Source organism: Collinsella sp. zg1085 (genome assembly GCF_018889955.1).
In the GTDB taxonomy this organism is placed as follows: Bacteria; Actinomycetota; Coriobacteriia; order Coriobacteriales; family Coriobacteriaceae; genus Collinsella.
This window is the reverse complement of the sequence record NZ_CP076545.1, coordinates 103273-127228: the sequence shown is the minus strand read 5'-3', so window position 1 is coordinate 127228 and position 23956 is coordinate 103273. Positions and strand designations below refer to the sequence as shown.

The window sequence follows — 23956 nt, the reverse complement described above, 5'->3', positions numbered from 1 at the left end:
TCACGGTGTTGAGTGTGCGAGATAGATGTTTTGGCTTGTTGAGTGTTCAGGATAGATGTTTTTTGGTGTTGAGTGTGTAGGGTTGATAACACGAGGTCATCTACCATGTTTTGGCATAAGAAAACGGTCGCATCCTGTGTTAGAAGCGACCGTTAGAGTTTTTATGGGATTGGTTTTAGTTGATGTGTAGGCTTGTGCCTGATTTGAAGGCTACGGTATAGCCTTCATCTTCTATGAGGATGGATTCGATGAGTCTGCGCACGAGGGTTTCGTCAAAGTCGGTGATAGCGAGCGTTTGCTTTTGAATGAACGATTTGAGTTCATTCATGCGCATGAGGTGTTCTGATGTGCGGGTTTGTTCTTGTTCGATGTCTGCTTTTTGTGCCATGAGGGCATGTATTTGTTCTGCGATGTGAGCGTAGTCTTGTTTTTGTTGGACTTTTCCGATGAGCTGTTGCTGGAGCTCTTTAAGTTGTTTATCAATCTCAAGAGCGTTCATATCGGTTGTGGGTTGTATTGCATGTTCGAGGTTTTGTGTGAGCTGGTCGATGAAGTCTTGTTTGGATGCAAGCAGCATGTTCAATGCCTTTGTGCAAACTGCTTTAAGTTCATCTTCGTGGACGGTTCTTGCGTGACAGACCATGTGTGCATGAGCTGCTTCAAGTCTTGAGATACAGCGCCAGACCACGGATTTCTTACCACGATTATTCCAATGGATTCGCCTGAACAGGTCGCCACACTCGGCACATATCACTTTCTGTGACAGCGGATGTTGACTTGAGTAGTTGCGCCGAATGCCTGCAGGGCTTAGGTAGCTTTTGGACCGTTTGATAAGTTCTTCTTGAGCGAGCAAGAAGATGTCTTTGGGGATAATGGCTTCGTGGTTGTTTTCAACATAGTATTGCTGTGCTTGCCCGGTGTTTTTCACCCGTGTTTTTGTCAAGAAATCAGTGGTGACTGTTTTTTGTAAGAGGGCATCTCCCATGTATTTTTCGTTGCTCAGGATTTGCCTGATATTTGATTCCCACCATTTCGTTTTTCCTGCACCATTAGAAATACCGTCTGCTTGCAAGCCTTTAGCGATGCTGTGAGGGCTTTTCCCATCAAGGAATTCTCTGAAGATGCGTTTGACGGTTTGTGCTTGCTCAGGGTCAATGATGAGGTTGCCGTCTGTGTCTTTGGTGTAGCCCAGAAAGTGCTTATGGTTGATTTGAACTTTGCCTTGCTGATAGCGGTACTGAATACCTAGTTTGACGTTTTGTGATAGCGATTGGCTTTCTTGCTGGGCAAGACTTGCCATGATGGTGAGGAGCACCTCCCCTTTTGCGTCCAGTGTGTTGATGGATTCTTTTTCAAAAAGGACTGCAATGTTTTGTTCTTTGAGCTGACGGATGTATGTGAGGCAGTCCAGCGTGTTTCTGGCAAAGCGTGAGATGGATTTGGTGATAATCATATCGATATCCCCTGCCATACACGCCTCAATCATGCGGTTGAATTCTTCTCGCTTTTTGGTGTTTGTGCCGGATATTCCGTCATCTGCATAGATGCCAGCAAACGTCCATTCTGGATGAGCTTTTATATAGTACTTGTAGTGTTCGACTTGTGCTTCGTAGCTTGTTTCTTGTTCTTCAGTATCGGTGGATACACGGCAGTATGCGGCAACGCGAAGCTTTTTGATTTCTTCTGTGCTGGAGCGGTTGCCCAGCTGTGGTTTTGCTGGGATGATGGTTACTTGTGGCATGATTCGTCCTCGCTTTCAATGAGCGTGTAGATGTATTGGACGTGCTCTCGAATGTTTTCAAAGTGTTCTTGCTCAGGACGGATGTGAAACACAGTAGGAATATTGGGTGTGTGCTTTTCTTTTCGCCATCCTGTCATATGGTGTTTTTCTTTTAAGGTACGACGTTTGTCTTGGACTGCGTCAAAGAGCTGTTGGTCAATGATGGCAGGATAGATGTCATCACCGAGGTAGCGTTGGTCGGCTAGGATGTGTGCAATTCGCGAGTGCGTCAAGGTGGTGCCTGCATCTTTTCCGGCACGGCTTAGACCTTGGTGGTCGCGGTAGCTTTCAAACAAGACTTTAAGTTGCCTAGCCTGTACTGGGTTGATTTTAATGTGGCCGTTTTCTATGATGTAGCCAAAGGGTATGTGTGTCATGTTCTTATATCCTTTCTGGTAAATACAGTCCGCATTTAAGCTCAAAGACCAGTTCGCGCTGGCTTTGTATAAGCACGCGCCTGACGATGTCTAAAAACAGCTGCTCATCAAAGCTTTGTTGCATGTTTGCTCGACTGGTTTTATCGAGGAGTTCTTGGGTGGCTTTGACAAAGTCGACTGAGTTTTCGATGCTTCGCTTGATGTGTTCGATTTCTATTTTGGTGGTTTGTATTTTGTTTTTTACGATGCTTGATTCATTGAGGTATAAGGCTTGGTCGATAAGACCTTCGTTTAGCAAGTTTTGATAGTCACTAAGGCTTTGCTCTAGGTTGGTTACTGAGCTGGTAAGCACATGGATTCTTTGCGCTGAGTTGTCCTGAGCACTCGAGTGTAAATCAGCCAAATAGGGCGTAAGGATTCTTTGGCGTGCATAGATGAGTTTGTTGAACATGGTGACAAAAGCAACCTTGATTAACTCATCGGGAATCGCTTTTATTGGGCAGGCATCTTTGTTGCGTATGTGACCTGTGCATCCCCATTTCACGGCAGTATTTTGCTTGCCGTAGGTGATGCGCTTAAATGATGAATGGCAGACTGCGCACGAGATTTTTCCCGAGAACGCGTAGCGCACAAGACACTTTGTACTACCCTGAGGATTATTCTTTCGACTCGCTCTCATGCTTAGAAGTTGCTGCACTTTATCGAATGTTTCATGGGTGATGATTGCCTCGTGATGATTGGCTATGCGGAAGTGTTGTTTTTCTCCCCTGTTTATGTGGCGTTTGTACGCATCATCGGTATAGGTTTTTTGGAAAATAACATCACCGGTATATTTCTCGTTGGTCAAAATCGAGCGAATAGCAGTGTCTCTCCACAGAGTAGCTCTGCAAGGTGAAACGTTCTCATCATTGAGCTTTTTAGCAATGGCACTGCTTCCCATCCCAGATAGAGCGCACGTGAAAATATCTTGAACAATGGGTGCTTTGTGCTGATCGATGACGAGGTTTTCACCATTCCATATATAGCCATAGGGTGGGCTGGAGAGTTTGAATGTTCCTGCCTGAAAGCGTTTGGCAATAGACCATCTGAGGTTTTGTGCGATGGAATACGAATCGTCTTGAGCAAAGCTTGATAGTAAGGTTAAAAATAGCTCATCTTCCATCTTCAAGGTGTCTATCTGTTCTTTTTCAAAGTAGATAGATACGCCTAGCGCAGTGAGTTCGCGAACCATTTCAAGACAATCTGTGGTATTGCGAGAAAACCTTGAGATGGATTTGGTTAAGACGCGGTCAATAAGACCTTGACGGCATTGTTTGAGCATACGGTTTAAGGCAGGACGGGAGTGTTTCTTCGTGCCACTGATACCAAAATCAAAAAAGACATCAACCAGCGACCAGCCCATGTGACTCGAGATAAGCATTTCGTAGTGTTTCTTTTGTGCTTCAAGGCTATTTTCTTGATCCGCACTATCTGTTGAAACTCTACAGTACGCAGCAACACGAAGTCCTAAAACCTCAGTATTATCAGTGGTATTCGCATTGATGGTTATGATTTTTTTCATATGCGTACTCCCTCCTAGTCGCTTTCTATACATCACTCTGTCTGCCTGATATATCAAGTGGTTCTGGAGCTATTTCTGCAAACAGCGAAGGGAAATGAATCTGATTGATGTATGTCAAAGCAAGGTACTCATCATGGCTAATGAGCTGGTGGCTCAGTAGAGCATCTGACACGTTTTTTGCGATGTGTGAGTGGATTTCGTCAATGATTTTTTGCTCGGTGTAGTAGGTCGTCATGTTTTGTCTCCTAGGCTCAAAATGGATGTCTCTACTGAGCACCTGAAGAAAAGGAGTGGCTTTGGACGAAAATTTTTGAAAAAGTTTTGCCCGTACCGTCACCGCCATAAAATCACCTCAGCTTTCTGATGAGGACAGCCGAGGTGAGATAAGGATTTATAGGTTACAAAAGCCTGTGTGGTGTAATCTAATTGTCTTTTTACAATTGAACTCTAAACCTAAATTGACTTTAATGCTATATTTACCTACTATATAAAGCATTAAAGTAAATAGGGGGGGTGTTTGATGGGTGTATCTGAGCAAATCCTGCAACTCGCAGCACAAAATAATGGCGTAGTGACAACAGCTTGTCTTACCGCGCAAGGGATTCATCGGGGAAATCTTAAGACTTTGCTCAATGCTGGAAAACTTGAACAAACAGCTCGTGGTGTTTATATTTTGCCTGAGGTTTGGGAAGATGAGTTTATCAATTTGCAAGCTCGTTTTCGCAAAGGTATTTTCTCACATGAAACGGCCTTATTTCTCTGGGATCTCACTGACCTCACTCCTCATCGCTACAGCATGACATTTCCTCAAGGCTATAACCTTACTAACGCTAAAAAAGAAAGAGTAGATGCTCGTATCGTAAAAAATCAATGGTATGCCATTGGTAAAACGAGCATATTGTCTCCTGCTGGCCACAGCGTTGATGTTTACAGTATGGAGCGGACGCTGTGCGATCTTTTACGCAAACGCGGTGGAGCAGACAAAGCGATACTGACACAAGCTTTTAAACGCTATGTAGCAAGAAAAGATAAAAACATTCCACTGCTCTCTGAATATGCACAAATGTTTTCAGCTGCGCTGTCTCTGAGACCCTATCTTGAGGTGCTGTTATGAAAAATGCGATGCCGCTGAAAGCGCTTATTAAAAACATTGCCAAAGAGAAACATGTTTCTGCACATCTTGAGACGATAGCCTTAATGCCGCAGCTCTAAAAGAGGTCAGAATGACTTCCTGTCGCCACTAAGGTAAGGACGAGAACATCCTCTTGTTTGTAATAGATGAGCAGCCAATCTGGTTCAATATGGCATTCTCTATGATTAACCCATCTACCTTCGAGCGCGTGGTCTCTATATTTGGCAGGCAGCATTGTATCATCAGCAAGCAGGTCAATAATTTTTTGCAGCTTAGTGAGAACCTTGCCGCGCTTTTTTGCAGCTTTAAGCTGTTTGCGAAACAGGGCGGAGAACTTTATTTCGTAATGTGCCATTAGTTGTCTTCACAAAGTGCCGCTGCCAATGCTTCTTTAGCTGTAACGTAGCTTGGAATGTTTGGATCTTTTGCAATGCGCTCTGCTTCTAGCATAGCAGCAATAGTCTCATGGTTGAGCTCGCCTAGGCTAATATGAAAAGGAATCGCACGTTCACGAATCGCTCGACGTACAAAGATATTAAATGCTGTAGAAATATTCATTCCCATTTCATTGAACAATTGATCAGCTTCCTTTTTCAAGCTCTCTTCCATACGAATACTAATATTAGTTGTAGCCATAATGCACCTCCTTTTATATGCATTGTACTACATTTGCACGAAGAAATCAGTGTATTAAACACTAAATACTTTATGCTTCATAGACCAATTCTGCATCGACAAATTTACAACATGTGCACCTAAGCTCTCACACCCGATGCTTCAAGCTCTGCAAGCAGCACCTCTTTTGAGCGGTTCATAATCAGATGCTCTGGAAAATGTATTGCTTCAAGCAGCTTAATAGCCTCAGAAAACACGCCAATATGCGGAGCTATATGGGCATCAGTGTTAACGCAAATGCCTACACCCATCTCAGCACAAGCAATTGCAATCTCCTTGCACCGACTATACGCATGTGCAAACGGCATACCATCAAGGCTATGCTCATTAATTTCTATAAGCTTATGATGCTCCCTAGCACAGCTCAGCACCTCTTGCAGGTCATAGGAAACGCCTGAGCGACCCGTATGACCCAGCACAAAAACCCGAGGATGTTCAAGCGCTTTTACATACATTGCAGTTGTTTGTGCAATACTCGCACCAAAAGTAAACTCTGCGTTATGCACACTTGCAATAAGGTAATCGAGATTTGCCGTTACCCGCTCAAACAAGCTTTTATCCTGCTGATACAAGCTTCCCACTATTGTTTCTGGCACCGGAATATCTTGGCCAAACAGACCGCCATCAAGACTAACAATATCCACCTCGCACCCGCGCAACACATGAACGCCCATCCATTCACGCGGCCAAATACCCGTATTAACAAAGTACTGAAAGTTTTTAATATCCTGCTCGCAAAAAAGCATGCTACTAAAATGATCGGCTGAACCAAAAATTTCTAAACCCGCTTGGGCCGCCGCTGCAACGTTTTCTTGAATGGTTGAATATGCATGGCGCGAAAAGAGTGTATGCGTATGAATATCTCCGCGAATGGTATACATGCTTTCCCCTTCTGTTCAGCAATCTTGTTGACAATACGGCGCTCACGCACAGCACCACACCCTCGTTAACGTATTAGCATGCAGCGCTCTTATACGCCCACACAACACAAATACAAAAGCCTAGCTGCGATAACTCTCTGCTAACGCTTTCCACGCCGGTAAAGATGCCTGAATGCAGTCCAAGCTCACGCAGTAGCTAATGCGCACCCAGCCTGAAATGCCAAAGCTATCGGATGGTACCGGCAGCAACTCAAAGTTCCGTGCCCGGTTACAAAATGCCGTAGCATCTGATTCGAGCGCCTGTACCCAGAGATAAAATGCGCCCTCAGGCTCGACAAAGTGGTACCCATGGCTGCGAAGCGCTTCTGCAAGCGTAGCGCGGTTGCGCTCATAGGCCGTCATATCCGCCGCCTCGTCTACACAGTCCATGACTACCCGTTGAAAGAGCACCGGCGCACATACAAAGCCAAGCGCGCGCGCAGCTCCTGCAACCGCTGCCTGAATTTCTGCCGAGCGCGGCATGGTACCTGGTACAAGCACCCAACCTACCCGCTCACCAGCAAGTGATAAAACCTTTGAATAGGAGTAGCACACCATAGTATGCTCATAAAGCTCAGGCAGCCACGGCACCTCAACGCCCGGCGATACCAAATCACGATACGGCTCGTCAGAAATAAAATAGATAGGCTCCTGACGCTGATTGTTTGCTGCTCTCAATATATCTGCCAGCTGACTGAGTTGCTCTCGCGTATACACAACGCCGGTAGGGTTATTAGGTGAATTGATAATCACTGCAGCGGTACGTGGGGAAATAGCCGAGGCAAGCGCATCAAGATTAAGTGTGAAATCTTCCGCTTGCGCTGGCACCACAACCATCCGCACTCCCGCTTGCTCAATCCACACGCGATACTCGGGGAAAAACGGAGCAACAACGATAACTTCCTCAGCTGGTGTAACAACCGCATTAAGCGCACAAGAAAGCGATGCTGCCGCCCCGACGGTCATAAAAACATCGTCTGGCTGATATGCCATGTGATACCGCTTGTTGAGCGACGCTGCCACCGCTGCGCGAACCTCAGGCAAGCCTCCCGCCGGCGAATAACCATGGAGCGCCGCCGGACTCAGCGTTGCCAACGAGCGCTCAATACTTGCACGCACTGCCGGCGGTGCTGGAACGTGAGGGTTTCCAAGACTAAAATCAAAAACCCTCTCAGCGCCCAGCGCCGCTTTGCGCTCGCAAGCATACGCAAAAATCTCACGGATAACAGAGCGCTCTGCCCCATAGTGATACATACGCTCGTTGAGCATGGCAATCAGCTTTCTGGGTCATACGACCCGCTTACAATGGTTACATACGATACGTCCGGAGTTATATGCACAAACTCGCTGCACAAACTCGCTAAGCAAACTCGCTGCACAAACCCCTTACTCAGATGAAGTATTTGCTTCATCTGCCCGAGAATGTAGCGAGGCGTCTCCAGATAACGGCTCAGCTGTAACTGGCTCGTCTATACAATCATCAGCATGACCACCGGGCTGTTCTGTGCTTGCATCTGATGATGTAGCGCCTAACTCTGCCCCTTTGTTCTCGGCGGCAAGAGCTGCAGCAGCATATGCCTGTGCATCTTCAGCAAGACGAGCTTCTTCCTCAGCCGTAAGAACGCGACGACTACCAGGGCGCGACGAGGTATGCTTTGCTTCTTGAGCTAAGTATTCAGCCCAAGTGTTGTTGAGTAGCGCCTCAACCGCCTCTCCTTCAACCGTCTCGTGCTCAAGCAAAACCTCAGCCATAAGCCCAAGTTGCTCGCGGCGCTCGTTCAAAATCTGTTCTGCTCTATCATGCGCCTCGCGCATAATGCGCTGCACCTCGGTATCAATGCGACGCGCTGTCTCTTCTGAATAGTCTTGATGGTTTGCATAATCGCGACCCAAGAACACCTGATGCTGTGCCTCACCAAAAACCTGCGTGCCTAGGTCTTTACTCATGCCAAGGCGTGTTACCATCTCGCGAGCTAACTTAGTAGCACGCTCAAGATCGTTTGATGCACCTGAGGTAATATCGTCACAGAATAACTCCTCAGCAACACGACCTCCCAAGAAAACTGCCAGCTCATCAAGCATTTCGCCACGTGTTTTAAGGTAGTGGTCCTCTGCGGGAAGCTGAAGCGTATAGCCCAGTGCCTGACCACGACTCACAATACTAATCTTGTGAACTGGGTCTGCGTTATCCAGCACATGACCCACCAAGGCGTGACCACTCTCGTGGAATGCAATAATTTGACGCTCTTTCTCGGTCATCACGCGGCTTTTGCGCTCAGGACCTGCAATAACGCGCTCCATTGACTCCTCAACCTCAGACATAGAGATTGTCTGGCGCCCACGACGCGCAGCAAGCAAGGCTGCTTCATTTAAGAGATTAGCAAGGTCGGCACCCGTAAAGCCCACCGTCAACTTTGCCAGCTTGTCAAAGGCAACACTAGGGTTAAGCGGTTTATTTGCCGCATGCACGCGCAAAATCTGTTCGCGACCCTTTACATCAGGACGACCCACCGTAATCTGACGGTCAAAACGACCCGGACGCAGCAAGGCTGGGTCCAAAATGTCAGGACGGTTTGTTGCTGCAATCAAAATAACGGACGACGTCTCATCAAAGCCATCCATTTCAACCAATAGCTGATTGAGCGTTTGCTCGCGCTCGTCATGTCCGCCGCCAAGACCTGCGCCGCGCTGACGACCCACCGCATCAATCTCATCGATAAAAATGATGGAAGGGTTTTGCGCCTTTGCCTCCTTGAAGAGGTCACGCACGCGCGAAGCTCCTACGCCGACAAACATCTCAACAAAATCTGAGCCGGAAATACTAAAGAACGGCACGCCCGCCTCACCAGCAACGGCCTTAGCCAGCAAGGTTTTACCAGTACCCGGAGGTCCCACTAACAACACGCCGCGCGGAATACGCGCACCAAGCTTACGATAGCGCTCGGGGTCAGATAAGAAGTCACGAATCTCTTCAAGCTCCTCGACAGCCTCATCAATACCTGCTACATCGTGAAACTTAACCTTGGGACGCGTAGCCTCATTAGTTTTTGCATTGGTTTTGCCAAATTGCATCGCTTTGTTTTGTGAACCCAGCGCTTGGCGCATGAAATACATGGCAACCAAGCCTACCAATAGCGCCGGCAAGAAGGCATTTAAGAACACATCAACGAAGAGATTGGGATTGCTTGTGTCAACCTTATATGTAATGTTGGGGTGCTCAGCCATAAGCTCAGCAAGGCTATCTGACCCAACATAGCTTGACTTGAACTGCTTAGCATCGGCCTTACGAGAAGTATTTGCGCCGCGCGGCCAGTAGCTACCTTGCAACGAACCATTTGCAACGGTAAACGTTACGTTTTGCACGCGCTCGTCTTTTACCGCGCTAACAAACTCGCTGGTAGAAATTTCCTGCGCTCGACCGCCCATAAAATTGCCGCCGAGATTAAAGACGAGATACGCCAGCAGCGCACATGCCAATATGAGATACATGACATTGATGCGACGCGGCTCCGGCGATTGCGAATTATTTCTGCGCGAACCAAACGGACTTTGTGGCTCGGGGGAATTTGGCGGCTGCGGTGGCTGCGGACCCTCGCTGTTACTGGCAAAGTAAACAGAAGACACCCGCTCTTTTATCTGATTGGGGCGCGAAATCTTAAAACGCGACATACTACGAATAAACCTCCGGCTTTAAGATGCCAACATAGGGCAAGTTGCGATAGCGCTCAGCATAGTCAAGACCGTAACCAATGACAAACTCATCGGGGCAATGTGTGCACACATACTTGGGCTCAATTGCAGTCTCACGACCCTCTACGTCTTTCCAAAGAAAAGTTGCAACCTCAAGTGAAGCTGGGTGACGATGCAGCAGATTTTTCATGAGATACTTGAGCGTAAGACCGGTATCAAGAATATCCTCAACAATAAGAACATCACGGTCTTTAATATCCATATCTAGGTCTTTTACAATGCGTACTACGCCCGATGACTTAGTGCCATCACCGTAGCTCGACACGGCCATAAAGTCGATAGCAAGCGGACACTCTATGGAGCGCATGAGGTCTCCCATAAAGACCACGGCTCCGCGCAGCACTGCAATGAGCACCAAATCTTTGTCGGCATAGTCTTCACTAATTTGCTTACCAATACGCTTTACCATTGACTGTATCTCTGTCTCTGAAAAGAGAATCTTCTCAACATCTGGATGCTGCGTTTCCATGCAAACCCTTCCTGTAAGCAACCTGCCTAAATCACGTGCCTTATAGCACATCTTTCTGCGCCGTATGATACGTTTTTCTGCACTTTGCTGTTGACGTACCTAGACACAATGCAATACGGTCTGCGTCTGTTCGACACAGCCCGTGCAGGCGATTTTACCCCGCATTGACCTCAAATACGCAGCTCACTTGCTACTTGCTTTGATTCCCTCACAAAACGGGCTTCTTTGTGCACAGATGTGGTAAAAATATCTCACTATCCGAGTAGCTCGTCGCCAGGTTTGCGCATGCCAAGTATCAGCATATACCGTGTTGATGGGCTAACCTTAAAGCGGTCATCAAGACAAACGCCCGCTGCCCACACAATACTTGCTGCAGGTGCAGTACGAAGCACGGGAACTTGCGGACGGTCTGCCACCGGAATCCGGCGAGCACCCAATATGTCTGAAAGCTTTTTTGACCGCCCCTGCATACCTAATGGGCACATAATATCGCCAGGAGCTGGCGGGCTTACCCATAACTGTACCGCTGCTGTATCAAGTGAAAGTTGCACAGCACTATAACCAAGCGATTCTGCATCAAAACAGGCAAGACTATGGTCGCTGCGAGCAAGCCTTTGAGCAAGGTCGAGCGCCGTTTCAGACGGTTTAAGCCGTCGTATCTGCGCTTCGAGCACCAAGCCATTGGCTAAAGGCATCACGCCCGGGCAGCTCAGCCACCCAGATGCAAGTTCTTCACGCGCCGTTGCACTTCGCAGACTCAAAGCCCCAAACTCCATGCGCGCGTCAATGCCACCCGGCAAAGTACACGACCCTTGAGCTGCCGCAACACATTCAAGCACCGCCTCAACATGCATAAGCTCAAGGCGAGCATTCTCATCAAGCATAGCCACCATCTGTCGCACCATGCGCCGCGCAAGTGCAACTTCACTCTGGCGCAAACGGCTACCATCAACCACAACAAGCCCCGATTGCTGCTGGCGAATAATCTGCCGGAGCGCCTGCGCCGCCAGATGTTCCATAAAAGCATCTTCACTCGTAAGTACATCGCATGCCGCGCTCACTGTATGTTCAAGCTGCGGATTTCTTGCCTTTGCCACGGGCACCAATTTGTGGCGCACAAAGTTTCTGAGATAGCCCGTGTCTTGGTTGGATTCATCCTCCCGCCAGAGTTGGTTGTTTATATTGAGATAGGCAATCAGCTCAGCATGGGTGTATTTCATGAGCGGGCGCACAATGATGTTGCGGCGCTGCGGAATACTCGACAAACCCGAAAGCCCTGAACCTCTAATAGCGTTCATAAAAAAGGTCTCGGTACGGTCACTCGCCGTATGCGCCGTTACGATACGCGCAGCAGAACGAGGGGTGCCAAAGCGTTTAGAAAGCTCAGCCACATAACGACGCGCCGCTCGATAGCGCACTTCACGTGCAGCTGCTTCGAGGTTTTCCCCGCCATTTTGCATAAACGTAGCATGTTCGACACACATAGACAGGCCTGCGCGCTCACAGAGCGCACGAACAAAGGCTTCATCGGCATCAGACTGAGCGCCTCGAAGATGATGGTTAACGTGCAACACATGAAGGCGCTCGCGTGCAATACGCGCAGAGCCGCGCCCGTCCATCAGGTCAAGCTCGTCGTTACACGCCATCAAAAGAAGCGCTGTTGAGTCCGCACCACCTGATACCATAAGCACCACTGGTGCAGACATTGCCTCGGTTGAAGCAGATACCACGGCTGCCGTCCGGCGACGTGCGCGAATATATTGCTGTGCAACTGTTGGCATGCTGCCCTCCTTCTATCTGTTCGTATTGTATCCATCGGAGACCCAAGCTATGAGCATGCCAGAACAATTTGATATGAGATTTGAAGATATGCACTCAGATTTATCCTCGTCTATAGGCTCATCGCACGCTCCTACATACCCGCTGCATCTCCATGTGTTAGGAAGTGGGTCAAAAGGAAACTGCGCTCTCATTGAGGGGCCTCAAGGTTTCATCATGATTGACAACGGCTTTTCACGACGCGAAGTTCTGCGTCGCATGGATAAACTGGGGCTCGATGCCACGCGCGTTCAGGCACTCATACTCACGCATGAACATTCCGACCATGTGGGCGGCGTCTCAGTTTGGTGCAAAAAATTTGATGGAGCATTATTTGCCAGCGATAGAACGACTGCTACCCGCCCCTATTTAGACGCTCTCCCCTTCACGAGTTTTGCAGCAGGCGACACCTTTGAAGTTGCCGGAATACGCGTTCAGAGTTTTGCGACCTCACACGATGTGGTAAATCCTGTAGGCTTTCGCTTCTCAACAAAAGACGACGCTATAGGCTTTGCAACCGATACCGGATGGCTAAGCGACACTGCACAGGGCTGTCTATTTGACGCACGCATCTTGGCGCTTGAGTCAAACCATGATGTTTCCATGCTCAAGCAAGGCTCCTATCCTTTATATCTCCAACAGCGTATCCTTGCCGATACTGGGCACTTATCCAACGACCAAGCGGCAGAAGCCGTGCAATCTCTTGTTACAAAACGTACCGAACATGTTATTGGTATGCATGTTTCACAAGAGAATAACTCGCCGTCGAAGGTGGTTAAAAACCTGAGTCAAGCTTTGGGCGCACAGCTGCTTAATGCCGTAGGAACCGAGGCGCTGCTCGAGCGTGAATCAGGTATCGCGCCCTTGTATATTCACGTTGCCAGCCAAACGGAGCCGCGTAGTTTTCTCTAATGCGCTACCTTTGTTATTGACTTAAACGCAGCACGCTTAATTGCCTGAACGCTTAAAGCAGGAAGCAGCCTACAAACAAAGCCCTGAACGATTTCGCGCATCGCGACCAATCTCACGCAAATCATAGGGTGTTGTTTGATATACGTAGTAGTTCAGCCAATTGGTATAGAGCAGCTGTGCTGCACTTCGCCATGTATTGCGCGGTGTAGCCTGCGGATTATCACCGGGAAAATAATGTTTGGGAACCTCAACCGGAACATTATGAGCACAGTCACGCTCATACTCTAAACGTAAGGTCTCGGCATCGTACTCCGGGTGACCAAAGACAAAAAAGTTTTGACTATCAACGCTCTTTACAATATAGAGGCCCGCTTCATCAGACTCAGCAATAATCTCTAGCTCGTCACAAGCCTCAACATCTTCACGCCGAACCTCAGTATTGCGTGAGTGAACAGCCCTAAATGAGTCGTCAATACCGCGTACCAAGGGAGAATGAGGCTTTACCAAGGTGTGTTCAAATACACCGGAGGCTTTTTGTGGCAAAGGATATTTCTGAATACCGTAGTGATGATATAAACCTGCCTGTGCTCCCCAGCAGATATGCAAGGTTGAATGTACGTGTGTCTTTGACCAATCCATAATCTGAACGAGTTCATCCCAATAATCAACATCTTCAAACTCAAGCTGTTCAACCGGTGCGCCCGTAATAATCAGGCCGTCGTAGTGGTCAAACTCAACATCGCGAAAGGTTCGATAAAACGCCTCTAAATGATGTTCAGAAACATTTTTTGCTTCATGGGTTTTTGTTCGCAAAAGCTCAACTTCAATTTGCAAGGGGGTATTTGAAAGCTTGCGCATAATCTGTGTTTCGGTGGCAAGCTTTGTAGGCATAAGGTTCAAAATAAGCACGCGTAGCGTACGAATGTCCTGATGCAGCGCACGGTACTCTGTCATTACAAAAATGTTCTCGTGCTCAAGCTCGCTCGTGGCAGGCAGGGCATCAGGAATTCTTATTGGCATAGTTCTCCTCTTACAAACTCGTTTGAATAATCATATCCTACGTCAGCGCAAGGCACTATTATGTGAAGCGTCGCTTCTGTTATCTACCCGAAATCTGAGCCTGCAAGAAAAGACGTGTAGCGGCTGCTCACGTCTTAATCTGCGTGCTCTAAGGTCTAATTTCTGCAGCTACGTACTTCTAATCTGCCGCATCCGCTTCAAGGATTATTATTTTTCGCTACTCATACATGCACGTATGAACTACCTAGTCTATTCGTCACTTAAATCAACAGCATATACATTTGTAGGTAAATTTAATTTAGAACTATCACCTTTCATGCGCTCAACAGCATTGCGCGCCCGCTCAACTGCAAGTGCCTCAAGCTCTTCCTCAGTAACGCATTTAATAATGTCGCCTGGCTGACAATTAAGCTCTTCACAAATATCCAAAAGCGTCTTAAAACGAATAGCCCGCACCTTACCATTCTTTAACTTTGAGATATTTGCAGCGGTATGCCCTGTTGCACGAATGATATCTGAGCTTGACTTTCCTGCTTCAAGAAGCATCGTTTCCAATTCCATAATGAGATAGTGATTAGCCATAACCTATACCAAGTCCTGCGTCTGCTCTTGAATAATCGTTCCATACCACCAAACTAGCGCGAGAACAAAAAGAAACATTGCTGCGAGCACAGAACCAAAGTCAAAAGCCATATCGCCTGATGAAAATTCAAAGTAAAGCGAGTGTGGGAAAAAGAAAATACTTCCACCAAAAAACGAAAACTCTATACGGCCGCTGTTAAATAGGCTGATTAAGGCATTACATAAGAATAAACAACCAAGGATTGCTATCCCTCGGGCATGACCAACAGTAAATGGTGAGCTTCCCTTGTACATACTGAAACCAATGCTCACGAGAATACTTGCAGCTCCTAATAAACCGATAAAGAAAATGCAAGCATACAGAACGTGCAGCTCGAGGTTACCGGCATGAATCGCAGCTGAAGCACTGCCTTCAAGAGTATTTGTCACAAGCGCATACAATACAGCTGCACCAATAAAAAGAAACAACCCGAACATACCGACTGCAAAAACTGCTATCCCTATACCGAGACGCTTCATAAGTCGTGTAGATGCTTCGACTTTCTCAAGATTATTCATGTCCTCTACTCCTGGACGCATCTTCTATCCCTTACACCTCCCCAATAATACCGGTTTCTATCTTCACGTACTTTCACACATAAGCTATGTTCTAAGTTCCAGTACCTCATCACATGCAGCAAGCAAAGCGTCATCATGCGTAACCACGAGCACCAGTCGTTATTCACTGTTTAATCCAACAACCTGGCCACTTCGTGCATTCATAATAATGTATTCATCGTTATCAAAATATTCAATATTAAAGCGTGATGCTTTCATAATATCCTCTCCCTATCCTTTCATTTTTTGAAGCACCCATGCCACACCAGCAAACGGCGTAACTAAAACAAATCCCGATAAAATACCGTACAAATGTATGAATGGATGAACAGGTTCAAGAATTTCTGGACTGCATATCTTCATGAGAATGCCCATAAATAAGTTGACTTCAACATGAGGGAAGAAATCGGTAATGATGTACTGGAACAAAAAAATTCCTACTAATACCATCATGATTAGTTTTCCACGACCAAACATGCCCATCACAGCTGATATGCTAAAACCTAACGATGCAACAACTTCTAAGCATAAAAGTAGGCGAAACCAAAAGTCTGGCCATTCATCTACAGTCATCCCAACATGAAAGATATAAGGCATTGTAAGTGCATATAAAATGCTGTATATAGCAAATGCTGCCATCAAAACTGCTGCATGAACAAGACCTTGAGCAATTACTGTCTTTACCAAGCCTATGCCGCGCGATACACTCATGCCTGAGATATTATTAAAAAAGGAACGCTCGCATACCCAGGCTCCAAGAGCAATAGCAATAAAGGGTAAAAAATATGCATGCGCCAATGGTGCAGTAACAACTGTATGTTCATACCACGACCCGCCAATTCCATGCATGGTTGGTGTTGGGAAAAAACCCATCAGATAGCCTTCAAGGGATGTTTGCATGTATAAAATATACCCATTGGTTCTATGAAGAGGTGCAATATGCGATTGATCATGAGCAAGAACTAGTAGTACGCAAATGAGTAAGTAAGATGCAGCTACAATACCTAATACCTTTTTATATCTTGCAATTTTAGATTCAGAACTAAGTAAATGCCGCAAAGTCATGATAGACTCCTTTTTAAATAACATACTGCTATAGATATAGTTGAGCATAATGAAAACGCTTTAACACAGTACAACAGTATTAAATCTGTTGTTATACGAGAAATAGCAATGGCATTTGTAGTAGTACGCAGCAAAATCTCAAACACAAGACTTATGAGATGTGCCACATACGGGCCGGGAAAATTAAACATCCAGCTATAAATATCTAAATCTGCTCGCGCCCAATTTCCAGTAATATACATATAATCTAATCCTGATAAAACAATAAGTGCAATCATTATGCTGCTAGAAATCAAGATGCTGTCCGTTATATAGCATGCGAGCTGCGTCATTGCAATGATACAGAGTAACAAACATGCCCATAGGAGAATGCAAAAACCATAGATTCCAAAACTTACCGCATCAAAACCGAGCTTGTAACGACACAAAGCCCCTATAAAAGGAAAAAAGGTCATACAGAAGCTCATTACATAACTTACTATAAATGCTGTGAAAAGCTTAGAAACGTATTCTGAAATTATGGAACCCGAACGGGAAAGTCCTATGTAGCTCCTTGCAAGCTTACCATCATGCCCTGCTGTAAAAGCCGCTATAATCACGCAGAGTGGTATTGCGCCTATAAGGCTAAACATGCCTGTCCTTACTGCCTCAAGCCCAAGTGGTGTAGCGTTTGCAACATTTGTAGCAAGTACAAGAGCTTTTCCTACTTGTGCTGTTAATTCAGGACTTCGCCATTCATCTAATGCAATTATTTGAAAAGGATTCAAGGTGAGCAGTACCCCAAGGACGAATGAACATATCATGCAAGCCCGAATTGGGGCAATATAAAACTCACGCCTTAAATGAGCGCGTAGCGTTTTTATCATAATAACCCCTCCTTCTATAAATTCTTTTCGGATAATTGATTAGGGACAGTTAGCCGTTGAAGCTTGAAAACACTGCAGCGCGTCTTAGCACCACTTACTGTCAGTATTAAAACGACTGCAGTGTTTAATCCTATACAATAGCTATAAATTTACTTAAAATAAATTATGCAAGACCTATAAGCAACGCATGTATTAAAACTTGAGCATTTTGCTTTGGTATTGCACTTACCCTTGCTTTTGCAAAGTCTGTCGCATATTCCTCCATATGGATCTGTGTATGTTGGTACGTAAAAGTTCATAACCTTTTCCTTTCTCTTGTATGAACCTACTTTTCTTAACCAGTTGGTTAAGTCCAAGAAAAACTAGGCGGACAAGCACGCTTGTTCTGCCGATTGCACCATTACCTTGTAATAATCTTCAAGGCTTGGCTTCTTACAATAAATCTCATGGAAAGGTATTTGCTGCTGCGACAATAGTTCTGCTATTTCACCCGAATTTGGCAGCATTCCCTCAATATAAAGTGTGTTTTCTTCAACCGAAAAGCATCGTATGTCTTTATAGTGCGCGTGAAGCAAATCTGTCACAGCGCCAATACGAAAACTCTTTATTACAAGTGTCTGGGCTGGCATTTGAGCAATCTCTTTACTTTCAGCATAACCAATAATGCTGCCTTTTTTCATAAACGAAAACGACGTTGCAGACTTTTCAAGCTCATTGAGATTATGCGACGAAAGCAAAATTGTCTTTCCCTCTTTGTGATGAAGTGTATGAATAATATCGCGCATCTCAATAATTCCCAAAGGATCCAAACCGTTGATAGGCTCGTCCATAACAATAAGTTTGGTATCGCCAAGAAGTGCTGTTGCTATATCTAACCGACGTTTCATACCCATAGAAAACTTACCTACATGTGTTTTACCAGTATCTCCGAGTCCAACCAATTTGAGAGCAGGCATCGCTTCGGTCGTTGGAATACCCCACTCAGTGCAGCGCACTTTTAAGTTTTGCAAGGCACTCATATCTTGGTAGGCACCACTTGTATCGGGCACAAAGCCCAAATACCGACGAGCAAGGCGCAGTTTGCGGGAGCCTGTTTGCCCGAATAAGCTAAGTGTTCCTGAAGTTGCTGTAGCAATGCCACAAACTATACGAATAAAGGTACTCTTACCGGCTCCGTTTTCTCCAATGAGTGCCCGCACTTCACCTTCAGGCACCGTAAGTGTTACATCGCTGAGCACCTGTCGACGCATATAGCGCTTAGAAATATGAGTAGCTTCGATAACCTCGTTTTCTGACATTGTCCTCAACCCCATATACTCAAGGTATCCCAATACTCCCATGTCTCCGGCAAGCGGACTAATAAACTACCCTTCTTGCACTTAACACAAATATATTGTTAAACGATAAATATATGCTGTCAAGAATATTTTCTAAATATTTCAAAATTATTATATTGCCAGCTTATCCTTCATGATTAAGCTGCTTTCAAATAAATTTTTTTGCGGTGTTCCCTAATTCAATCCGCGAAAACCACGGCCGATAATCTCTGAGCTATTGACGATGGTAATGAACGCGCCTGGGTCAAGCTCACGCACATAACGCTTGAGCTTCATGGCCTCGCGGCGTGAAAGCACGCTCATAACCTGCATCACGCGCTTGCCAGAATAGGCACCATAACCTGGTGTGATAGTGGCGCTGCGGCTTAAGTCCTTTACAATAAACTGCTCAACGGCGCGTGGGTCCTTGCAAATAACCGTACACATTTTACGAAGATGCAAGCTCTCAATAGCACCATCTACCAGCATAGTTTTTGCAAACAAACCCAAAATGCAATACAGGCCAACGCGCGGACCATACAACACCGCAGCAACCAAAACAATGGCTACATCAACCGCCATAAGCGCCTTACCAATTTCAAGGCTTGAGCGGCGGTTCAAAATCATAGCCAAAATATCGGTGCCGCCAGTAGATGCCCCAATATCAAACACAATCGCGCTGCCTAATGCCGGCAAAATAACCGCAAAGCACAAATCAAGCCACATGTCGCCGGTAAGTGACACATTATGAGGAAAGATGAACTCAAATAAACTCACATAACCCGACAATGCAAACGACGCAAAGACGCTCCATCCCACGGTACGACGGTCCAAAAAGATAAGCCCTAAAATAACCAAGCCAATGTTGATAATCCACATGAAGGCACCAACGGGCAAACCCGGCAACAGTTTAGACAGGACAATAGAAAAGCCCGAAGTGCCACCAAATGCAAAGCCATTAGGTGACTTAAACAACACAATAGCAATAGCAGTAAGAATAATTCCAATATTCAAGATTCCAAAGAACTGCCAGGTTACCGGGCGAGCGCTACGCTTTTCTGCAAGACGGCGGCTCGCTTCTGCCTCCTCAGCGGTATGACAGCTTGAAAGTGGCTCAAGCGCATCATCTGTGCGCCCAGCCATACGCTGTTGTGGCTCGTCACTTGCCTCATGCATAGCTGTTGGGCTCCCCTGTTTGACGGGTGGCGTACCTTTTCTCATACCACCTGAGCGCATCTAAGTATAGCGACCATAGGTCTGCAATCATCGACAGCATAAATTTAACGAAGTCTTCAAGGCGCACCTTAAAGCGAGGGCTTTACGGCGCTAACCTTGGTTTTTGCAGAGGCTCGAAGCGTAAAAACAGGTCATTGCCCTATTCATCATCAGATGATCCAAAGCCAGCAATCAGCTCCAACGCCACCTGCACCACACCTGCACCCTCTGCCTCAGCGTCGATTCCACGACCAAGCCCCGAGCCCTTTCCCAGTCCCGCACGATACGGCACCGTAAACTTATGAGACTTTGGATAATTCATAGCCCCCAGCTCTTGGCGCAACGTAGTGGCAAGCTGAGACGGCACATCAATACCCTGAAAAACCAGCCTACCACCGGAAAGCGACACGGACTCCATGCCCAAACGACCGCCACGAATGCGCAAGCGAGCCCGATCAAACAGATTGCGTGCTGCATCGGGCAACTCACCATAATCCTGCTGGCAGCTTTCCTGCAGTTCATCAACCATCTCTAGCTCCGTTGCTCCTGCAAGCTGACGATAGAGCAATACACGTCTATCAACTGCAGGAACATACTCTTCCGAGAGGTAATAATCGGCTACCAGATTGATGGCAAAGTCCCCCAGCTCCAAGGCATCATGCGCATCACCGCGTGCCTCTGCCACTGCTTGCCCGAGCATATTGGTAAATAAATCAAAGCCAACGCTCGACAAATTACCGTGCTGCTCTGCCCCCATAAGCGAGCCTGCACCTCGAATTTCAAGGTCGCGCATGGCAATGCGCATACCACTGCCCAAATCTTGGAACTCAGAAAGTGCCATCAGGCGCTCAGTAGCTTCTTGAGTAAGCGGTAGCTCGCCTGGGAACATAAAGTATGCGTATGCCTGCGTAGCCGAGCGTCCAACACGTCCCTTAAGCTGGTAGAGTTGCGCCAATCCCAAACGCTGCGAATCCTCAATAATAAGCGTATTGGTATGAGGATTATCGATACCGCTCTCAATGATGGTTGTTGCCACAAGCACATCAATCTCATGAGCAGCAAATCTAACCATCACATCTTCAACTTCACGCGCACTCATTTTGCCGTGCGCCACACCCACGCGCGCCTCAGGAGTCACCTCATGCACACGCTCAACAGCGTCTTCAATTGTTTTTACGCGGTTACTCACATAATAAACCTGCCCGCCGCGTTCCATCTCAAGCCTAATAGCAGCAGAAACAGTATCGGGGTCATACTCTCCAACATGCACAGCAACCGGACGACGACCTGTGGGCGGCGTGGTAATAAGACTCATATCACGCACGCCCGAAATTGCCATTTGCATGGTACGTGGAATAGGCGTTGCTGAGAGCGTCAGCACGTCAATTTGTTCACGCAAATTTTTAAGTTGCTCTTTATGCTGCACGCCAAAGCGCTGCTCTTCATCAATAATTACAAGCCCCAGCTTGTTTGGGTTTACATCAGACGAAAGCAGTCGGTGCGTACCCACCAACACATCAACGCTCCCCTCAGCAAACGCCGCCAATGACCGGCGCTGCTGAGCAGGTGTTCTAAAGCGCGACATAACCTCAACTTCAACACCAAAGGGTGCAAACCGGTTAGCAAAGGTTTGATAGTGCTGCTGCGCCAGAATAGTTGTAGGGCAGAGCACCATAACCTGCCGACCACTATCAACGCACTTAAACGCTGCACGCAGAGCCACCTCGGTTTTTCCAAAACCTACGTCTCCGCACAAAAGGCGATCCATGGGGCGCGTGCTTTCCATATCGCCCTTTATGTCTGCAATTGCATCAAGCTGATCGTGCGTAGGCTCATAAGGGAAGCTTTCTTCCATCTCAAGTTGCTCAGGCGTATCCGGCGGGCACGACAAACCAGTAACCGAAGCGCGGCGTGTATACAAATCAACCAAGTCAAACGCGAGTTTTTTGGCCGACTTACGTGCCTTTGCCATCGCGCGTGACCAGTCAGCAGTATTCAGACGCGTGAGCCGCGGATTTGAGCCATCGGGTCCCACATAACGCGAGATACGGTCAACTTGCTCTAAGGGAACATACAGCTTGTCGCCATCGGCATATTCAAGCAAGAAATAATCGCGCTCACGACCTCCCACTTCTTGACGGACAATCTCGCTAAAATGCGCTATGCCATGCGTTGCATGTACTACATAGTCGCCCGGCTTAAAAGGAAACGTAAGCTCGGTTGCATCGAGTCGGCGGCGCGCACGCCCACGCGCGCGCTTAGCGTCCATGCGCGCGTTCAAGTCGGTTACGCTCATAACCGCAAGATTAGCCTCAGGAATAACTGTGCCGCCTGGAAGCACCATATCAACAAAGGTTACCCGTCCGCGCGTAATGGTTGGAACTTGATGCTTGGCGCCTTCTTCCAGCCCACGCGTGTTGAGGCGGTCTTTCTTTCGAGCGCGGAGCGCTACTTGTACCAGCTCGGTAACCGCATCTTGATTAGCAGGGTCTGCTTCAAGTGATTCTTCAAACGGAATCAACTCGTCAGTAAAACTCAGCTCCATCGATTCACGCGCACCACGGTCAGGAATAGCGAACAAGCAGGCATATCGTTTTGATACAAACTCCTGCACACGGGATATAAATCGACTGCTTGAACCCGCAATTGCAACCTGTTCAACCTTTAACTCAGCGGTAACTGTACCGCCTGCGCGAATAATACTCACAAGGTTAAGCCGCTGCTGAGCGCCAAAGTCAAGCTCCTGTGGACGCACGTACAGACCGTGCAAATTATGGACATGAGCCTCAGCCGCACGGCGCTCAAGTTCCTCATACGCACGCAGACAGTCATCAAACAGTGAGCGTGGCTCTGACAAAACAATGAGCGTATCTTTGCTCAAATGCTCAAGTGGCGTGGCAACATGCTCATACATGAGCGGTAAAAAGCGGTCTAGTTCAGGCGCTGCAATGCCTTGTTCAGCAATTTCCAACAAGGCTGCCAACTCCGTATCGGTTTGCGCCGCTTGATACAGTGCTCGCCTCAACGAAGCAACCGCCTTATCAGTTAGTGCCAACTCACGGCAAGGATACAGCTCTATAGACGATATATCTCCAATAGTTTGTCCAGTTGAGGGCAGCATACGACGTATGCGATCAATCTCATCGCCAAAAAACTCAAGCCGCACTGGTGCACTACTTTGAGCTGGCCACACATCTACTGTGTCGCCCTGTACACGAAAGGTGCCAGGAGCCTCTACGTCGCCGGTATTGACATAACCCATATGCACCAGCTGACGTGCAACGTTCTCAAACGGAGTTTCGGTACCAAGTACAAAGCTCACCGACTGCCAATATCTACTCTCTTGCGGCGGAACACAGCGCAACAACGCCCGCGCCGAGGCCACCATAATACACGGCTCTCCTTGTGCTAAGCGTCCAAGTGCTGAGGAGCGCATAGCAATCTGACTATCATCAGGTGCCTTGTCTGACCAGGGATAATCTGTACGCTCAGGAAACGCGACCACATAATCAAAGCCCACATAAGCACCCAGTGAGCGCAGGGCACGCGCTGCTGTATCCTCACCTGATACCACATACAAGGTTGGACGAGGATTGCGCGCAAACTGCGCAGCTACTATAAGCGTGCGAGCTGATTGCGAAACGGCAAGCGTTGCATCTGAACCCTCAGCAAGAGCCTGTTCTATCACCTGTGGTGCCTCGGCGGTATATAACTGGGCGGCAATGCGGTGGATAAGCATGAACAGTAGCTCCTTATGTGCAAGTACATGGGCGGCGTAAGTATACCAACAGCGCGACAACAGAGAACGCACTCCGTTATCGCGCTGCTGATACGATAATATGCGCTGCCCTAGGTCTTAGAGCACGTACAGCGTGGAAACCACCACAGGGTAGACGCGCAT

Annotated in this window: 21 protein-coding genes; 2 read left to right on the top strand and 19 right to left on the bottom strand. The window is 47.3% G+C overall.

Annotated features, from left to right (window positions below; genetic code table 11):
• Positions 1-175: 175 nt before the first annotated feature.
• From KPC83_RS00580 to KPC83_RS00565, 4 genes are read right to left on the bottom strand one after another with little or no spacing between them, the layout of a single operon-like run.
• On the bottom strand, positions 176-1741 hold the full coding sequence (locus KPC83_RS00580) for a recombinase family protein (protein WP_216278666.1): 1566 nt from the start codon (positions 1739-1741) through the stop codon (positions 176-178).
• Positions 1729-2157, bottom strand: a complete 429-nt coding sequence (locus KPC83_RS00575) for a recombinase family protein (protein WP_216278664.1) — start codon at positions 2155-2157, stop codon at positions 1729-1731. The genes KPC83_RS00580 and KPC83_RS00575 overlap by 13 nt, the downstream gene beginning before the upstream one ends.
• 4 nt (positions 2158-2161) lie before the next feature.
• Positions 2162-3718, bottom strand: coding sequence for a recombinase family protein (locus tag KPC83_RS00570; protein ID WP_216278663.1), 1557 nt, complete (start codon positions 3716-3718; stop codon positions 2162-2164).
• Positions 3719-3743: 25 nt separating this feature from the next.
• Positions 3744-4061 carry a hypothetical protein gene (locus tag KPC83_RS00565; protein WP_216278662.1) on the bottom strand — a complete coding sequence of 106 codons (318 nt, stop codon included), beginning with the start codon at positions 4059-4061 and terminating at the stop codon, positions 3744-3746.
• Positions 4062-4238: 177 nt separating this feature from the next.
• Between KPC83_RS00565 and KPC83_RS00560 the strand changes: the two genes are divergently transcribed.
• On the top strand, positions 4239-4832 hold the full coding sequence (locus KPC83_RS00560) for a type IV toxin-antitoxin system AbiEi family antitoxin domain-containing protein (protein WP_216278661.1): 594 nt from the start codon (positions 4239-4241) through the stop codon (positions 4830-4832).
• 94 nt (positions 4833-4926) lie between these two features.
• On the opposite strand, the gene KPC83_RS00555 is transcribed toward KPC83_RS00560, so the two are convergent.
• The 7 genes from KPC83_RS00555 to tilS form a co-directional block, all read right to left on the bottom strand.
• Positions 4927-5205, bottom strand: coding sequence for a type II toxin-antitoxin system YafQ family toxin (locus KPC83_RS00555; protein ID WP_216278660.1), 279 nt, complete (start codon positions 5203-5205; stop codon positions 4927-4929).
• On the bottom strand, positions 5205-5486 hold the full coding sequence (locus KPC83_RS00550) for a type II toxin-antitoxin system RelB/DinJ family antitoxin (protein WP_216278659.1): 282 nt from the start codon (positions 5484-5486) through the stop codon (positions 5205-5207). The genes KPC83_RS00555 and KPC83_RS00550 overlap by 1 nt, the downstream gene beginning before the upstream one ends.
• Positions 5487-5605: 119 nt before the next feature.
• Entirely contained in the window at positions 5606-6406 is an 801-nt protein-coding gene (locus KPC83_RS00545) for a phosphatase (protein WP_216278658.1), read from the bottom strand.
• A gap of 120 nt (positions 6407-6526) precedes the next feature.
• Complete coding sequence (locus KPC83_RS00540) at positions 6527-7714, bottom strand: pyridoxal phosphate-dependent aminotransferase (protein ID WP_216278657.1); 1188 nt, start codon at positions 7712-7714, stop codon at positions 6527-6529.
• A 117-nt stretch (positions 7715-7831) separates the two neighbouring features.
• On the bottom strand, positions 7832-10114 hold the full coding sequence (gene ftsH, locus KPC83_RS00535; protein WP_216278656.1) for an ATP-dependent zinc metalloprotease FtsH: 2283 nt from the start codon (positions 10112-10114) through the stop codon (positions 7832-7834).
• Position 10115: 1 nt separating this feature from the next.
• Positions 10116-10664 (bottom strand): hypoxanthine phosphoribosyltransferase, encoded by a 549-nt coding sequence (hpt, locus tag KPC83_RS00530; protein ID WP_216278655.1) that lies wholly within the window; start codon positions 10662-10664, stop codon positions 10116-10118.
• 254 nt (positions 10665-10918) lie between these two features.
• Positions 10919-12445: a tRNA lysidine(34) synthetase TilS gene (tilS, locus tag KPC83_RS00525; protein WP_216278654.1), complete on the bottom strand. Its 1527-nt coding sequence runs from the start codon at positions 12443-12445 to the stop codon at positions 10919-10921.
• A 73-nt stretch (positions 12446-12518) separates the two neighbouring features.
• Between tilS and KPC83_RS00520 the strand changes: the two genes are divergently transcribed.
• Positions 12519-13394 (top strand): MBL fold metallo-hydrolase, encoded by an 876-nt coding sequence (locus KPC83_RS00520; protein WP_371819278.1) that lies wholly within the window; start codon positions 12519-12521, stop codon positions 13392-13394.
• 69 nt (positions 13395-13463) lie between these two features.
• On the opposite strand, the gene metA is transcribed toward KPC83_RS00520, so the two are convergent.
• The 8 genes from metA to mfd form a co-directional block, all read right to left on the bottom strand.
• Positions 13464-14414 (bottom strand): homoserine O-succinyltransferase, encoded by a 951-nt coding sequence (gene metA, locus KPC83_RS00515; protein ID WP_216278653.1) that lies wholly within the window; start codon positions 14412-14414, stop codon positions 13464-13466.
• 249 nt (positions 14415-14663) lie between these two features.
• Positions 14664-14996: a helix-turn-helix transcriptional regulator gene (locus KPC83_RS00510; RefSeq protein ID WP_253200926.1), complete on the bottom strand. Its 333-nt coding sequence runs from the start codon at positions 14994-14996 to the stop codon at positions 14664-14666.
• A gap of 3 nt (positions 14997-14999) precedes the next feature.
• The gene (locus KPC83_RS00505) at positions 15000-15554 is read right to left on the bottom strand and encodes a hypothetical protein (protein ID WP_216278652.1); all 555 of its coding nucleotides are present in this window, start codon (positions 15552-15554) and stop codon (positions 15000-15002) included.
• 270 nt (positions 15555-15824) lie between these two features.
• Positions 15825-16658 carry a hypothetical protein gene (locus KPC83_RS00500; protein ID WP_216278651.1) on the bottom strand — a complete coding sequence of 278 codons (834 nt, stop codon included), beginning with the start codon at positions 16656-16658 and terminating at the stop codon, positions 15825-15827.
• Positions 16655-17524: a hypothetical protein gene (locus KPC83_RS00495; protein ID WP_216278650.1), complete on the bottom strand. Its 870-nt coding sequence runs from the start codon at positions 17522-17524 to the stop codon at positions 16655-16657. The genes KPC83_RS00500 and KPC83_RS00495 overlap by 4 nt, the downstream gene beginning before the upstream one ends.
• 362 nt (positions 17525-17886) lie before the next feature.
• Complete coding sequence (locus KPC83_RS00490; RefSeq protein ID WP_216278649.1) at positions 17887-18822, bottom strand: ABC transporter ATP-binding protein; 936 nt, start codon at positions 18820-18822, stop codon at positions 17887-17889.
• Positions 18823-19035: 213 nt separating this feature from the next.
• Positions 19036-20016: a YitT family protein gene (locus tag KPC83_RS00485; RefSeq protein WP_216278648.1), complete on the bottom strand. Its 981-nt coding sequence runs from the start codon at positions 20014-20016 to the stop codon at positions 19036-19038.
• 199 nt (positions 20017-20215) lie between these two features.
• Positions 20216-23794 (bottom strand): transcription-repair coupling factor, encoded by a 3579-nt coding sequence (gene mfd, locus KPC83_RS00480; RefSeq protein WP_216278647.1) that lies wholly within the window; start codon positions 23792-23794, stop codon positions 20216-20218.
• Positions 23795-23956 lie beyond the last annotated feature (162 nt).